Source organism: Flammeovirga yaeyamensis (genome assembly GCF_018736045.1).
GTDB lineage: Bacteria > Bacteroidota > Bacteroidia > Cytophagales > Flammeovirgaceae > Flammeovirga > Flammeovirga yaeyamensis.
This window is the reverse complement of the sequence record NZ_CP076132.1, coordinates 1,781,917-1,796,409: the sequence shown is the minus strand read 5'-3', so window position 1 is coordinate 1,796,409 and position 14,493 is coordinate 1,781,917. Positions and strand designations below refer to the sequence as shown.

The 14,493-nt window shown below is 36.1% G+C and carries 10 protein-coding genes; 3 read left to right on the top strand and 7 right to left on the bottom strand.

Going from position 1 to position 14,493, the window contains the following annotated elements; translation table 11 throughout:
• Positions 1 to 165: 165 nt before the first annotated feature.
• Entirely contained in the window at positions 166 to 2,019 is a 1,854-nt protein-coding gene (locus KMW28_RS06915) for a BamA/TamA family outer membrane protein (protein WP_169664026.1), read from the top strand.
• 152 nt (positions 2,020 to 2,171) lie between these two features.
• A complete protein-coding gene (locus KMW28_RS06910) occupies positions 2,172 to 3,545 on the top strand; it encodes an alpha/beta fold hydrolase (RefSeq protein ID WP_066208924.1) in 1,374 nt (457 codons plus the stop codon).
• Positions 3,546 to 3,931: 386 nt separating this feature from the next.
• Here the strand turns inward: KMW28_RS06910 and KMW28_RS06905 are convergent, their stop codons facing one another.
• The 4 genes from KMW28_RS06905 to KMW28_RS06890 form a co-directional block, all read right to left on the bottom strand.
• Positions 3,932 to 4,510 carry a precorrin-2 dehydrogenase/sirohydrochlorin ferrochelatase family protein gene (locus tag KMW28_RS06905; RefSeq protein ID WP_169664027.1) on the bottom strand — a complete coding sequence of 193 codons (579 nt, stop codon included), beginning with the start codon at positions 4,508 to 4,510 and terminating at the stop codon, positions 3,932 to 3,934.
• A 200-nt stretch (positions 4,511 to 4,710) separates the two neighbouring features.
• Positions 4,711 to 5,481 (bottom strand): uroporphyrinogen-III C-methyltransferase, encoded by a 771-nt coding sequence (gene cobA, locus KMW28_RS06900; RefSeq protein ID WP_169664028.1) that lies wholly within the window; start codon positions 5,479 to 5,481, stop codon positions 4,711 to 4,713.
• A gap of 42 nt (positions 5,482 to 5,523) precedes the next feature.
• Positions 5,524 to 7,635 (bottom strand): HEPN domain-containing protein, encoded by a 2,112-nt coding sequence (locus KMW28_RS06895; protein WP_169664029.1) that lies wholly within the window; start codon positions 7,633 to 7,635, stop codon positions 5,524 to 5,526.
• A gap of 214 nt (positions 7,636 to 7,849) precedes the next feature.
• Entirely contained in the window at positions 7,850 to 10,126 is a 2,277-nt protein-coding gene (locus KMW28_RS06890) for an NADP-dependent malic enzyme (RefSeq protein WP_205958176.1), read from the bottom strand.
• A 228-nt stretch (positions 10,127 to 10,354) separates the two neighbouring features.
• Between KMW28_RS06890 and KMW28_RS06885 the strand changes: the two genes are divergently transcribed.
• Entirely contained in the window at positions 10,355 to 10,897 is a 543-nt protein-coding gene (locus KMW28_RS06885; protein ID WP_169664030.1) for an NUDIX hydrolase, read from the top strand.
• Positions 10,898 to 11,337: 440 nt separating this feature from the next.
• Here KMW28_RS06885 and KMW28_RS06880 read toward each other — a convergent pair whose 3' ends face one another.
• From KMW28_RS06880 to KMW28_RS06870, 3 genes are read right to left on the bottom strand one after another with little or no spacing between them, the layout of a single operon-like run.
• Complete coding sequence (locus KMW28_RS06880) at positions 11,338 to 12,198, bottom strand: histidinol-phosphatase (RefSeq protein ID WP_169664031.1); 861 nt, start codon at positions 12,196 to 12,198, stop codon at positions 11,338 to 11,340.
• A 10-nt stretch (positions 12,199 to 12,208) separates the two neighbouring features.
• Positions 12,209 to 13,105: a lysylphosphatidylglycerol synthase transmembrane domain-containing protein gene (locus tag KMW28_RS06875; protein WP_169664032.1), complete on the bottom strand. Its 897-nt coding sequence runs from the start codon at positions 13,103 to 13,105 to the stop codon at positions 12,209 to 12,211.
• A complete protein-coding gene (locus KMW28_RS06870; RefSeq protein ID WP_169664033.1) occupies positions 13,105 to 14,478 on the bottom strand; it encodes a YfcC family protein in 1,374 nt (457 codons plus the stop codon). Before KMW28_RS06870 ends, KMW28_RS06875 begins: the two co-directional genes overlap by 1 nt.
• Positions 14,479 to 14,493 lie beyond the last annotated feature (15 nt).

The window sequence follows — 14,493 nt, the reverse complement described above, 5'->3', positions numbered from 1 at the left end:
TTAAACTTTTATAATCCATTTTATAAAAAGGTAAAAATTTAAATGTCGTCACGGTTCTACAGAACTCTAATATCTTTCATTGTTTTATCACTTATTAATTTCGCTCTTGTTAAAGGCCAAGAGAAGGATTCTGTACTTTATCAAAAAATAAGGATTAAAGCTTATGTGCCTATTGTTATTGGTGATTCTGTAATGAGGTTTAAAAAAGACACCATCATTTTTGTAGAAAAAGACTTAGTTAACTTCGATTCAACAGCCGTTATAAGATCAGATAAATTTTACGATAACCTCCAGAAAACCTTAGAAAAGAGAAGGATTACAAAAGAGATTTCGAACTTCTTCTTAGTAAACAGAAATAACAATAATACAGACGATGTAAATGAAAATACCATTTCTGAAGGAATGTGTTTTGAAAATAAAATCATCAGAAGCATCAACTATATCAGACTGAACCCATTTGGAGGAGATGTGAAAGATCCCTATCCTGAAAGAACTTCCGGTTTAGGACAATATGCCAATGGTGTACATAATAAAACCAAAGAATATGTCATTCGAAAGCATTTGCTTTTTAAAGAAGGTGATGTAATTACAGATTTTGATCTCTCTGAAACAGAACGTATTCTAAGGGCTTTACCCTTTATTAAAGATGCTGAAGTGTATGCATGTGAAATGCCCAATAGTGAAATAGATATCTATGTGGTCACGAAAGATCAGTGGACCATTGGAGCCAGCGTAGACACCTATAACTTTGGTGATTATGGAGGAGGCATCTACAATTCTAATTTTCTTGGAATGGGTCAATATGTATATTTAGGAGGTATACTTCAGCCAGAATCTGATATTCCTTTGGGGTTTGACTTACAGTACAGGTACAATAACATTAGTGGTACTTTCATCGATGTTATCGGTAACTTTACTGATAGTGAAAATGAAAGTATATATGGTTTAGCTACCTATAAAGATTTTGTCACGTCTGCAACAAAATGGGGTGGTGAAATGGGGTATTTATATGTGCGACAAGCTTTTGGTTATTCAACATCAGATAGTGCTTTTATACCAGGAGTAGAAGATGGACAACGTTTTTGGAAACCTCATAAATATGAAGTAATCACCACTTGGGCTGGACGATCTTTTCAGATTGATAAAGATAAAAACAGAAATATTACTGTATTAGCCGGAAGTGAACAAACCCTTTTTTCACGCAGACCAGAAGAAATTTCAGCAGACACTTTATACAGGTATCAAGATAAAATACAATACACAGCTGGATTAACATTTACTCAAAGGAACTACAGAAAATTAAGTTATTTACAAGGTTTTGGTAGAAATGAGGACGTTCCTCATGGTTGGTTATTTAATTCCACTATTGGTTATGAACAAAACGAGTTTTTAGGTGACCGGCCCTATATTGGTTTTCAATTGGATTACGGTCGCTTCACTCCTTGGGGTTTCTTTAGAGCAAACTATGAATATGGTCAATTCTTTGAGACTAAATACCAACAAAAAATCCAGCATTTTGGGTTACACTATTTTTCTAATCTTTTGGCTGTCCGCCGAAATTTTGTTCGTTTTTTCTTAGATGTTAATATGACTTCTGGAAGTGACTTAGTTCCTGGTCAGTTTTTATATTTCATAAGTGACGATTTTTTTAGTAGTTATAATATTGATACCAATACCAAAAGAGGATCAAGACGTGCTCAATTAAAACAAGAGGCCGTGTGGTTTACTCCTTGGTATTTTTACGGTTTCAAGTTCGCTTTTTATCAAAATATTGAATTGGGAGTGCTTTTAGGAGAAAAAGAAAATTCCATATCCAAAGATGAACTTTTCACAGGTTTTGGTGGAGGTATTCGAACGAGAAACGAAAACTTAGTTTTCAATACAATAAGTTTAGATATAAAACTTTATCCTAACTCTCCTGAGGGAAGAACTCCATATCAAATTACTTTTTCCACAGAAATACAATTACCAATTATAGATTTTAAACCTACAAAACCTAGAATGGTCCCTTTTGAGTAATTGATATGATTCTGATCAAGAAAACAACTTTCTAAATGAAATAATTTTTGTTGAACAAAGGTTTAACTGTATATTCAATATTCAATGGATATTATATGATATTCATCTCAACTTATTCATTTTAATCTGACAAGTAAAACTAAATCTATACTATGGCTATTGATGTCTTCGAAAAATACACTAATGAACAATCCAAATTCCTAGAAATTGACGGCATGAAAGTTCACTACCGTATTGAAGGTGAAGGCTTTCCTTTGGTATTGCTTCATGGTACTTTCGCATCTTTACATACTTGGGATAGATGGACTGAGATTTTATCAAAAAAATATAAAGTAATACGCTTAGATATCCCTGGTTTTGGTTTAACTGGACCTAGACCTGATCGATCGTATTCTGTTGAAATATATCTGAAATTTTTTGAGACTTTTTTCAAGCAACTTGACTTAAAAAAGTTTTATATAGCGGGATCATCATTAGGTGGATGGCTTGCATGGGAATATGCGTTTCGCTTTAAGCAGCAAGTCCGTAGATTAATATTATTAGATGCGGCTGGCTTTAACGATAGAGACTCGATTCCTCTATTATTTAAATTGGTGCAAAACCCAATCCTAAAAGAATTCAAAATGTTTCATGGCGTAGCTGAATACTTAAGTACACCAAAAACTATCATTGAGTTCTTCCTTAAGAATGCTTACGGTAATTCTAAACGCATAGAACCTACCACTACCACTCGTTACCATGAGATGTTCTCTAGAAAAGGAAACAAAGAGGCATTTTTAAATATTGCTACTAGTTCTAATGTAGATCATTCTGATCACCTAAAGGACCTTGAAACTCCTACTTTGATATTATGGGGTGAAAAAGATCGTTGGATTCCATTAGCCAATGCTTATAAATTTGATTTCAACCTTCCCAATTCATCACTTATTATCTACGAAGGTGTTGGTCATGTTCCAATGGAAGAAATACCTGACCGATCTGCTCAAGATGTTATTCACTTTTTGGAAAACCAATCTTTAGATAGTGGGGCAAAAATCAAAACCTCCAATTTATGTGATAGACACCCTAAAGAAGTAACTATCGGGAGACCGTTTTATTTAGAAAGCATCAGTCAAAAGAAATCTTTTCATGGTCAAGTGGTATGTTTCAAAACAAACAACCCTGCCATGATCCTCGAACGCATTGAAGAAGAAAATGGTAAAGGTCGCGTTCTAGTCGTCGATTGGGAATCTGAACTTCCAGATGCCTTAATTGATGATGATCTAGCTTTTGCCCTGCTTCACCAAGAATGGGAAGGTATTGTTTCTAATGCCAACTTCAGACACAAAGAAACCATCTCAAAACTTAGAGTGGGTATTGTAGGCAAACACCCCTACCCTAAAAAAGCAACATTAAATGACGACCCTATAGAAATACACTACCATGCTGAAGTAGCGGGTATCGAATTTGTAGATGGGGACTTTGTTTATGTGGATGAGGATGGGATTGTGGCGAGTAAGAAGAATTTGATTGAGTGGGAGAAATAGGGAGCAAAGTTAACGCTCGTTTAAAGTAAAAGGTAAGAGGGAAGAAGTAAAACTGATGCAAATGTTAAGTGATAACGACATTTGTGTCTAAAAACGTAAGAAGTCTCACGCCTCGTGTTTTAACTAAGAACTAAGGAACTAAGTTGAGGTACTTTAAAAGTAAAATAGAGAGGCGGTGAAACCCCTCGATTGAATCACGCAAAAATATCGTTTTCTTTTAAAGTTGTTTTTATTCAAGCTCTACTATTTACTCATTTCCCCAAGGAGGTGGTGCAACCCCTCCTTACACGAACAGGGTAACAAAATTGGGGGAATAAAAAAATTATGCAAAGTTACATTGCTAAAGTTACATGAAAAGAGGAGCGAACCTCACCTGCTACCTAAAATTATTCTTTCTTATCAAACACCTGTTGCGTAATATCATTCAGCTGCTTTACTTTCGCCTGAAAATCACCCGTAAGTTTATCTCTTATACCTTTGAGGTTATCTAATAATTCTTGCGTTTCGTTGGGTAGTGCATCTTCGAGGAATTCTCTCATACGTTTTGCTAAGGTTGGTGATTTACCATTGGTTGAAATACCTACTTTTAAATCGCCTTTTGTCACCACTGAACCTAAGTAGAAATCACATAATGGAGGAGTATCAGCTACATTGACTATTTTATTTCTTTTACCACACTCCTCTTTGATTATCACATGCAAATTATAATCGTCGGTAGCACATAAAACGATATGATGATCTTCTAAATCAGCAACTTCAAAACCTCTTTCGATAGTTTTTACATTAGGAAAGTCTTTCGCTAAATCTAATAATGGTTGTCCAAATTCCTTTGACACTACAGTGACAACTGCATCAGGACTATTTTTTAATATGGCTGATAATTTCTCTTCACCAACATTACCTCCACCTACTATTAATGTGGAAATTTCAGACATTTTGATGAAGATGGGGAACATTGTATTCATAGGAGTAACGTTTGTTTTTTGTATAATTTCGAAAAATAAAAATAAAAAAAAGAAGAACAAAGCTTTCGCCCTGTCCTTCAATTCGTATTCAGTTAAAGAGCAATCAGTGGCACGTAACGAAATCTGTTGAACCACTAACCGAATTTTCTGCTTTTAATGTAAAATTAAAACACACAAACGCCACGTTACCACTGATCACTCTATGCTAATTCTTTAACTACCACTTGCACTAAATTTGAAGGATACTTGGCGTGATGCTTCACGACTTCTCCAACAACAATAACAGCAGGTGATCCTAATTGTTTCTCTATCATCACTTCTTCGATATTTTGAACTGTACCCAATCCAATTTTCTCTTCAGGAGTAGATGCATTTTGTATAATCGCCACAGGTGTATTTGACTTACCTGCATTGGCAAAGCTTTCCATAATCTGACGGATTTTCTTAGTTCCCATCAAAATAATCACAGTAGCAGAAGATTGAGCCGCTAAAGCAATATCAGCAGAAACTTCTCCTTCTTTTGTTGTGCCAGTTATTACCCAAAAGCTTTGACTATCCCCTCTTCTTGTTACAGGAATACCTTGTAAAGCTGGTGCAGCAACTGAACTACTAATGCCTGGTACAAGATTTACTCTTAAACCATGCTTTTGAGCGTATCGCATTTCCTCGTGTCCTCTACCGAAAACAAAAGGGTCGCCACCTTTCAACCTTACTACATGTCCTCCTGCAAAAGCATGAGAAACAATTAATTTGTTTATATCTTCTTGCTTAAAAGAATGCTGCCCTACTCGTTTACCTACATAAACTTTTTTAGCGTTGGGCGCATACTCCAATAACTCTTCAGATACTAAAGCATCGTATAAAACTACATCTGCACGACGTAGTGCTTTGATACCTTTTACAGTAATCAAATCCGGGTCTCCAATTCCTGCCCCTACTAAAGTCAATTCCGGTTGTATAGTCTTTGTCATGAGATGTAAAAAAGTTTGTTTATCAATGATGCTATATAAAATCTAAGCTTCTTGTAGATCTTCTTTTCTAATTCTGCTTACGTTCTCTAAGAATACTTTGATTTCATCAAAATAAGTTTGAGCGAATTCAGCAGTAGGTTCGTTTTTGTTGATTCTCAACACATGGTCAACAAATGAACCTTCAGCAAACTGAAGCTTTTCATCGTAGTGCTCAGCAAAACGATTAATTACTGTCATGTGAGAGTTCAGCTTCACTTTTTTATCAAGAAGCAAGGCTTTAGCTGCACTCACATAAGCTTGGTAAGTATGGTAAACTGCATCTGCGAATAATCCTTTTGAGATCGCTTCATTTGCCCAACCAACTTTTTCTTCAGCTTCAAGAATTAATGTTTGTACTAGGTCAATAATCACACCCGCACATTCACCAACAGCTTTATGCAATTCGAATTTATCTACCTCAGTGTACCAATCTAAGTAGTCTTCTGGTACAAGCGTAGATAAATCACCTAAGTGCTTTAATAAGTCGTAGAAGTACTCCTTACCTTGTGCCTTGTAATAATCTACAAAATACTGTCCTTCTGGAGCATTTTGATCGTAATCATCTACCACTGCTCTAAAAGCATCTTGGATACGCTTACTTGGGATTTTGATGACTTTATCTGCAATATGAGGGTTACTTTCACCATCAAATCCACCACCAAGTAGAATTTGAGCGGCTGGCAACAACATTTTGTTTTCTTTGTTTCTTAAAGATGATCCATGGATACCAAACTGTGCAATCGTATGCTGACCACATGCGTTAGGACATCCTGAGATTTTGATTTTGAAAGTATCATCTGTCAATAAATCTGGATATTCTACTTTAATAAGATCACCTAATACTCTTGCTAAACCTGTACTTGATGAAATACCCAATACACAAGTATCTGTGCCAGGACAAGCAGTGATGTCTGCAGTTGTATCGTAACCCGGCTCAGCAAATCCAATCGCATCTAAAGCGTTGAATAATGCCTTAAGGTTTTCTTTTTGAACGTATTTCAATAAGATACCTTGACGGATAGTTAGACGGATATCGTCTGCTGCATAATCAGTGACTATTTGAGATAAAGTTCTAGCAGTTGTAGTATCGAAGTTACCAAGTGGTAATCTTACTAACACTCCATAATAACCTTCTTGCTTTTGTTCGAAAACATTCGCTTCAGACCATTTATCGAATTTTGCTTGATCTTTAATCTCTACTTCAACAGCAGCTCCTTTCTTTGGTAATTCAGTTTGATCTACCTTAGAACGGTCTACCCAAATTTCTTTATTTTCAAGAGAATTGAACTCTTCTTGAGCTAATCTTAATAATTCCTCTTTACCGATATCCTGAATCAAGAACTTCATTCTTGCTTTCATTCTACGGTTACGCTCACCGTGTCTATCAAATACTCTGATTAATGACTCAGTGAATGGAATTAATTTTTCTTCTTCTAGGAATTCGTAAGCGGTCTCAGCCATGTAAGGTTGTGCACCTAAACCACCACCGATCAATACTTTGAAACCTCTTCTTTCTTCACCATCAATAGTTTTAACTACTGGAATAGCTCCAACGTCGTGGATGAAAGCGAAAGCTGTATCCTCAACTGAAGAAGAGAATGCAATTTTGAACTTTCTACCCATTTCCTGACAGATAGGGTTTCTTAAGAAGTACTCAAAAGTAGCGTGTGCGTATGGTGTTACGTCAAATGGTTCTGCTGGATCAATACCCGCTAACTCTGATGCCGTAATGTTACGAACAGTGTTACCACAGGCCTCACGAAGAGTCACTTCATCCTTTTCTAATTCATGCCATAAACGTGGAGAATCATCCAAGCTTACATAGTGAATTTGAATATCTTGACGAGTAGTAATGTGAAGTTTTCCGTTTGAATATTCATCAGAAACATCACATATTCTATTTAATTGTCTAGTCGTTAATTTACCGTAAGGAATTTTTATTCTGATCATTTGCACGCCAGGCTGACGTTGACCATACACTCCTCTAGCTAAACGTAAACTTCTAAATTTATCGTCGTCGATTTCTCCATTGTGGAATAATCTAATTTTCTTTTCTAAGTCGAGTATGTCTTGTTCTACAACAGGATTCTCTAGTTCAGTTCTAAAACTTTGCATAATGCGTGACGTGGTTATGTTATATTTATCCTTTACTCTATCGAATTACTATACTAATTGTATAAAATAAAAGACCATCGGGATGATCTATGTCACAATATTAAATACAATATCATTGAATTAAAAAGAAATGGAGTGATTTTTTGCAAATCACTCCATTTTTCACTCTATTATTTAAAAATTTCACATAAAGTGGTGAATTTTTGAAAATTTTCTAAGACTGTTGTGCATCTAAGTTGGCGATCGTAATCATGTCCAAGATTTGTTGCACATTTGCTCCAATCTGAAGAACGTGAGCAGGCTTTTTCATTCCCATAACGATAGGACCCACTAGAGTTGCATCAGCTAATTCGTCCAACAAGTTCAGTGCAATATTTGCAGCCGATAAGTTAGGGAATACCAATACATTCGCCCCTTTGTCAGCCAAATCTGAGAATGGGAAACTCTCTTTAGTAATGTCTGGATTCAAGGCAAAGTTTGCTTGAATATCACCATCTACAGGTAGCTGAGGATTTCTCTCTTTGATAATTTGACGCGCCTTCTTCATTTTATTCGAATCCACACCTTTCTTAGATGAACCAAAGTTTGAGTAACTCAATAATGCTACTCTTGGATCAATTTTGAAGAAGTCTTTTACTCTTTTCACTACTGCTTCAGTAATCTCAACGATTTCCTCTGTTGTAGGATTTTCGATCATGGTTGTATCTGCTAAGAATAATGGTCCTTTTTTAGTCAGTACCATATACATTGTAGCGATCGACTTATTGTCTACTGTCCCGATGACACGAAGTGCTGGAGCCAAAGATGAGATATAGTTTCTATGTGCACCTGAAATTAATGCATCTGCATCACCTTGCTCCACCATCATGGCTGCATAGTAAGAACGCTTATTCATCAAGTCATTTGCTTCATAAATAGTAGCTCCTTCTCTCTGACGTCTTTCGTAGTAGATCTTCGCATAACGCTCTCTGACTTCATTAGTTTCATCAGCACGAGGGTTTACGATTGGCACGTTTAATAATTCGTCCAACTCTAAAGCTTCGATCATGGCACGTATTCTAGATCTTCTACCCAACAAGATTGGATCGATAATTCCTTCATCCATGGCGATACGAGCAGCACGAAGAATGTGTGGGTTATCAGCTTCTGCAAATACCACTTTCTTACGAACGTTACGAGCTTTCACACCTAAACGTCTCATGATATCGTTACCTGTACCCATACGACGTACAAGTTCTTCTTTATACGCTTCCATATCGTCAATTTCTGATTTAGCTACACCTGTATCCATCGCTGCTTGTGCTACGGCCGGTGCCACTGTCGTTAAAAGACGAGTATCTAGTGGTTTTGGAATAAAGTAATCTCTACCAAAAACCAAACGATCCACATTGTATGCTTGAGTTACAGTTTCTGGAACAGGTTCTTTGGCCAAAGCTGCAATTGATCGAACACAAGCCAACTTCATCTCTTCGTTGATTTCTGTTGCTCTTACATCAAGTGCTCCTCTGAAAATGTATGGAAAACCTAGTACGTTATTCACTTGGTTAGGATGATCTGAACGGCCCGTAGCCATCATCACATCACTTCTAGTGTTCATTGCTAATTGATAATCAATCTCAGGTGTTGGGTTTGCCAAGGCGAAAACGATAGGATCTTTTGCCATAGACAATAACATCTCTGGTGTCATCAAATTACCTCTTGATAAACCTAAGAATACATCAGCATCAACCAAAGCTTCATCTAATGTGTTCACATCGATATCTGTTGCCAATTCTTTCTTAGATCCTGAAAGGTTATCACGATCCGTACGAATCACGCCTCTACTATCGCAAACAATAGCATTCTTTGGATCTACACCTAACTCAAAGAAAATCTTAATACAAGAAATTGCCGATGCACCTGCACCAGAAACTACTACTTTTAAATCTTTAAGGTCTTTTCCAATAATTTCAGCAGCATTAATTAAGGCTGCTCCTGAAATAATTGCTGTACCGTGTTGGTCGTCGTGCATAACAGGAATATTCATTTCCTTTTTCAATGCCGTTTCGATTTCAAAACAGTCGGGAGCTTTAATATCTTCTAAGTTAATACCACCGAACGTTGGCTCAAGTGTCTTAACTGCTTCAATAAATTTTTGGGGGTCTTTTGCATTGACTTCGATATCAAATACATCGATACCAGCAAAGATTTTGAAAAGTACACCTTTACCTTCCATTACTGGCTTTGATGCTTCAGGACCAATATCTCCTAATCCTAATACAGCAGTACCGTTTGAGATTACACCGACAAGGTTACCTTTTGCTGTATATTTATAGACATCTTCAGGGTTTTCAGCAATTTCAGTACAAGGATCTGCAACTCCTGGTGAATATGCTAAAGAAAGATCTCGTTGTGTTTTAGTTTTTTTTGTAGGAACTACCTCAATTTTACCTGGAATTGGATTCTCATGATATTCCAAGGCATCTTTCTTTCTGATAATATTTTCTGGCATATAAAAATTTATTTATAAATGTCTTAGTATGTGTTGGACGATTAGCGTCCAAAGGTATTGATTTATTTACATAAATATCTAAAAAATTCGGATGTTATCACCTTAATTTGAAGATTTCTATCATCATTTTTTGGCTAGAAATTGATTTTGTAAAACATTAATCTTTAAATTGATGTTTTGTTCTAGGGTAAATACCAACTTTTCATCCTCAGCTTATATTTCTTTTTTATGAATTTTTGTAGCCAATGTGGAAGTGACCAACTTCAATTTATCGTTCCTGAAGGTGATCATAAACAACGTTTTGTTTGTGACAATTGTGGTACTATTCATTACCAAAATCCACGCATAATTGCAGGTTGTCTTCCCGTCTTTGAAGGAAAAATCCTTTTAGGTAAAAGAGCTATTGATCCAAGAAAAGGATATTGGGGATTACCTGCTGGCTTTTTAGAAAATGGTGAAACACCAGAGGATGGTGCTTTACGCGAGCTTTTCGAGGAAACGTTAGCCAAAGGTCACATCAAACACTTACAATCAGTTTTTTCCCTGCCTCAATTCAATCAGGTGTACCTTATTTACCTTGTTGACCTCGTATCTGATGAAGTTGGACCTACATCAGAAACACTTGAATCAAAATTATTTGAAGTTAAAGATATTCCTTGGGAGGATATTGCCTTTGAATCAACCACTTTTGCTTTGGAAGAGTATTTGAAAAATCCTGAGGCAAAAATGACGAAGAGAGGGTATTTTGTGTGGGAAAAGGAGAAGAGGTAGTAAGTAGTAGGTAGCAGGTAGCAGGTTTGGTTCGCTCCTCTTTACCCAACTAATAGATCGTGGAAAAAATAAATAAAACGTTTTAGCTTAACTTTGTACTAATAATATTTTGCTAATAGCACGTGTAACGAGGGGATCCACCGCCTCTTTGTGGAAGTGTGGAAAATGATGATTTCAGCGAAAAATAAGCTTTTAAGAAAACGATACTTCTAAATGTATAATTCGAGGAATTTCATCACCTCTCAAATTTAGAAGGTTATTCCCCCTTAGTTTTTCAGTTTCTTAGTTAAAAAACGAGGTCAGGAGACCTCTTACGTTCATAGGCACAAATGTCGCTATCGCTTAACATTTGCGCCAGTTTTGCTACTGCGATAATTCCGCAACTCCTAACTCAAAAATAATTAATCAAAAATCTCCCCTTACCTTTTACTTCTTACCTCTTACCTTAAAATCACTCCTTGTTTCTCAAACCCAAACGGTTGCCACTCACCATCCCACAACCCATATACTTCTCTTAGGCCGAGTGATGAAAGTAATTCAGCGGCTTCATCAAATCCTTTGGTGATTTCGAAAGTAGTATGACTATCAGAATTTAAGGAAATGGGAATTTTTCTATCGATCAGCTCTTTGATGATCCATGGGCTTGGATAGAGGTCTTTAGAGAACCCTTTGTATAATCCTCTAGTATTTACTTCAACGATTACACCACTTTCTTTTATTACTTCTATGTATTCCATCACCATTTTTTTATACCATTCCTCTTCTTCAGAAAACCAGTTTCCTGTGCTGTTATGCATTTTGAATTTGTCCATATGACCCAATACATCAGGAGTATCTTCTTCCAGCATTTCTATGGATAAATCGTAATACCTTTTAAACGCTCTTTGAATGTTTCCACCGAAGATTTCTTGTAATCCCCGATCGAAAATGGTTTTAGTGTTATCAATTTCCCAATAGGTGCCATCTTCAAATGTATCCACGAAATGGATTGATCCTACTGAAAAGTCAAGTTGTGGAAAGTTATGGACGCCACATTTTCCGCTAACAAAATCAACTTCTAAGCCTGTATATAATTGTATTTGATCTTGGTATTTCTCTTTCAATCGTTTGGCTTCATTCATGTATTCATTCAACCGGTCCATTGGCATGTTCCAAGTTGTGGAAAAAGGTACTGGAGAATGAGATGAAAATCCATACGATTTTACATTTTGGTCAATAGCTGCTTGTACCATTTCCTCCAATGAGGGTTTACCATCACAAAAATGAGAGTGAGAATGAAAATTAGTCCAAAAGGTTTGCATATACATCAATTTAGAGACGCCAACGCACGGTTAGCCCTACTAAAGATGGTATTAAAATATTGATTCCCCAAACGATTAATGAAGACATTAAAGCAATATTGGTATCAGCACCATAATGAAGAAAAATATAGTAGGCCGACAACTCTCTGGCACCAATATCCATCATCATGTTCATTACAGGCGTCAGAGTCTTTATCAAATAGATGATGCTCACCCATTGAAAATATATCCACCATGCTTCCCCTTCACTAAAGGTGTAAAGAATAATGAAAAATTGAAGGGTAAAAATAAAATACCTTAAACCGCTACATAATGTAATCGAGGCTAATATATTGATATCATATTGTCGGATGAGCTCTAATTGATTGATCAATTTCTTCTGTATAGAAGGCGTTTTTATCACAAAAAATAAAACGATACCAACGAGTAAAATTATGAATGCAATCAAAAATAAATATTCATATTTCAGTTGTACAACATCTATTTGATGTATCCCCAACATTAGAATAGAAATGCCTCCAAATAAATAAGTAAAGATTCCTTGAATCCATTGACCTAGTAATACAGGTGCTATTATTTTTGATCTATCTTCTTCTTTAGGAAGGGACCAATATCTGCCCATAATACTCCCCACAGCACGACCAGCTATCAAACTCCCCCCGACACCAGAAAACACTCCTAAAAGGGCCTCTTTAAATGATATTTGCCATTTAGGGGATATCAATTTTTTCCATTTTAATGCTTCCAAACTCCAATTAATAGGCATCAATAAAAATGCAAAAAGGATATATATAGGATGTTCAAATTGCACCTTTTCCCAAGGTGAAAGAACAAAAAATTTATGGAGAGCAAAAGCAAATAAAATACCTCCAATTACTTTCAAAAGTAGAGAGAGATACTTTTTCATTACCAAACGTCAAAATATAAAGGACCAAGCAAAAGAACGCCTGCCACCAACATTAAAATCAATAATAGAGGCCCCATCCATTTCACCCAAGTACCGTATGGTATTTTTGCTATTGATAATACTCCCATGGTAACACCACTTGTTGGAATAATTAAGTTGGTTAAACCATCTCCAAATTGGAACGCTAAAACAGCCGTTTGTCTAGATATTCCTAATAAATCGCTTAAAGGAGCCATAATAGGCATTGTGAGTGCTGCCTGACCAGTTCCTGAAGGTAAAAAAGTATTTAATGCACTTTGAAAAACAAACATTGCTTCCAATGACAATACCTTTGGTAGGTCTTTTACAACAGATGAAATTCCAAATAATACAGAATCTATAATTTTTCCATCAGATGCCACAATCAGAATACCTTTACAAAAAGCGACCACTAAAGCTGCTGTCATCATTTCTTTTGCCCCATTTGCGAAACCCTTACTTATTTTGTCAACATGTATTCCACATATTAAGCAACTGATTAGTCCTATTGCAAAGAATAAAGCACCAATTTCGATCATATACCAATCATACTCGGTAACACCTATTCCTAAACCAATAATCCCAACTGCAAATAAAATAAGTACCAATTTTCGTTGTATGTTGAAAGGTATTTTTTCTGTTTCCTCTAATTCAATATCAGCTGTGTTATTAGAAAGTAAAGATGCTGAGGGATTTGCTGTAATCTTCATGACATAAGACATGATGTACACTATTGTTATCGTGGTAAAAATAATCCAAACGAAGATTCTATATTCCATCCCACTAAAGAGTGGAACATCAGCTATCCCTTGGGCTATTCCTATGGTAAACGGATTATAAACCGCTCCTGCAAAACCAGCTCCTGCTCCTACAAAAGGTATGGCCACCCCTACAATTGGATCAAGTTTCATGGCCTTTGCCATTGGGATAGTAATTAAAATAAATACCAATACTTCCTCAGACATACCAAATGTAGCTCCAGCAATAGAAAAAACGATGATTAATAGAGGGATGATTATTTTTTTATAAACGGTATGTTTATTTGAAAACTCCACCAATTTTTGCAATCCTGCTTCTATCGCTCCCGTTTTGTTGAGCATCCCAAAAGCGCCACCAACTATAAAAATAAAAGCAATTACATCGCTTGCAGAAATAAATCCACGCATTGGTGCAGAAAAGAAGGCTCCTATCCCCTGAGGGGTTGAATCAACAGATTGATAAGAATCAGGTATTAACACATTTCTATCATTAATTAATTCCCTACTGTATTCACCTGCAGGTATTAACCAAGTTAAGCCAATAAATATTAATAGAATCGTTGTAACAATTACTAAAGTATCTGGAAGTTTCTTCATTTCTTTAACTAAGCG

Coding starts and splice junctions, on each gene's coding strand:
- KMW28_RS06885 (WP_169664030.1), top strand. CDS start 10,355: ATGAATTTTTGTAGCCAATGTGGAAGTGACCAACTTCAATTTATCGTT.
- KMW28_RS06905 (WP_169664027.1), bottom strand. CDS start 4,510: ATGAATACAATGTTCCCCATCTTCATCAAAATGTCTGAAATTTCCACA.
- KMW28_RS06875 (WP_169664032.1), bottom strand. CDS start 13,105: ATGAAAAAGTATCTCTCTCTACTTTTGAAAGTAATTGGAGGTATTTTA.
- KMW28_RS06870 (WP_169664033.1), bottom strand. CDS start 14,478: ATGAAGAAACTTCCAGATACTTTAGTAATTGTTACAACGATTCTATTA.
- KMW28_RS06895 (WP_169664029.1), bottom strand. CDS start 7,635: ATGCAAAGTTTTAGAACTGAACTAGAGAATCCTGTTGTAGAACAAGAC.
- KMW28_RS06880 (WP_169664031.1), bottom strand. CDS start 12,198: ATGCAAACCTTTTGGACTAATTTTCATTCTCACTCTCATTTTTGTGAT.
- KMW28_RS06910 (WP_066208924.1), top strand. CDS start 2,172: ATGGCTATTGATGTCTTCGAAAAATACACTAATGAACAATCCAAATTC.
- cobA (WP_169664028.1), bottom strand. CDS start 5,481: ATGACAAAGACTATACAACCGGAATTGACTTTAGTAGGGGCAGGAATT.
- KMW28_RS06890 (WP_205958176.1), bottom strand. CDS start 10,126: ATGCCAGAAAATATTATCAGAAAGAAAGATGCCTTGGAATATCATGAG.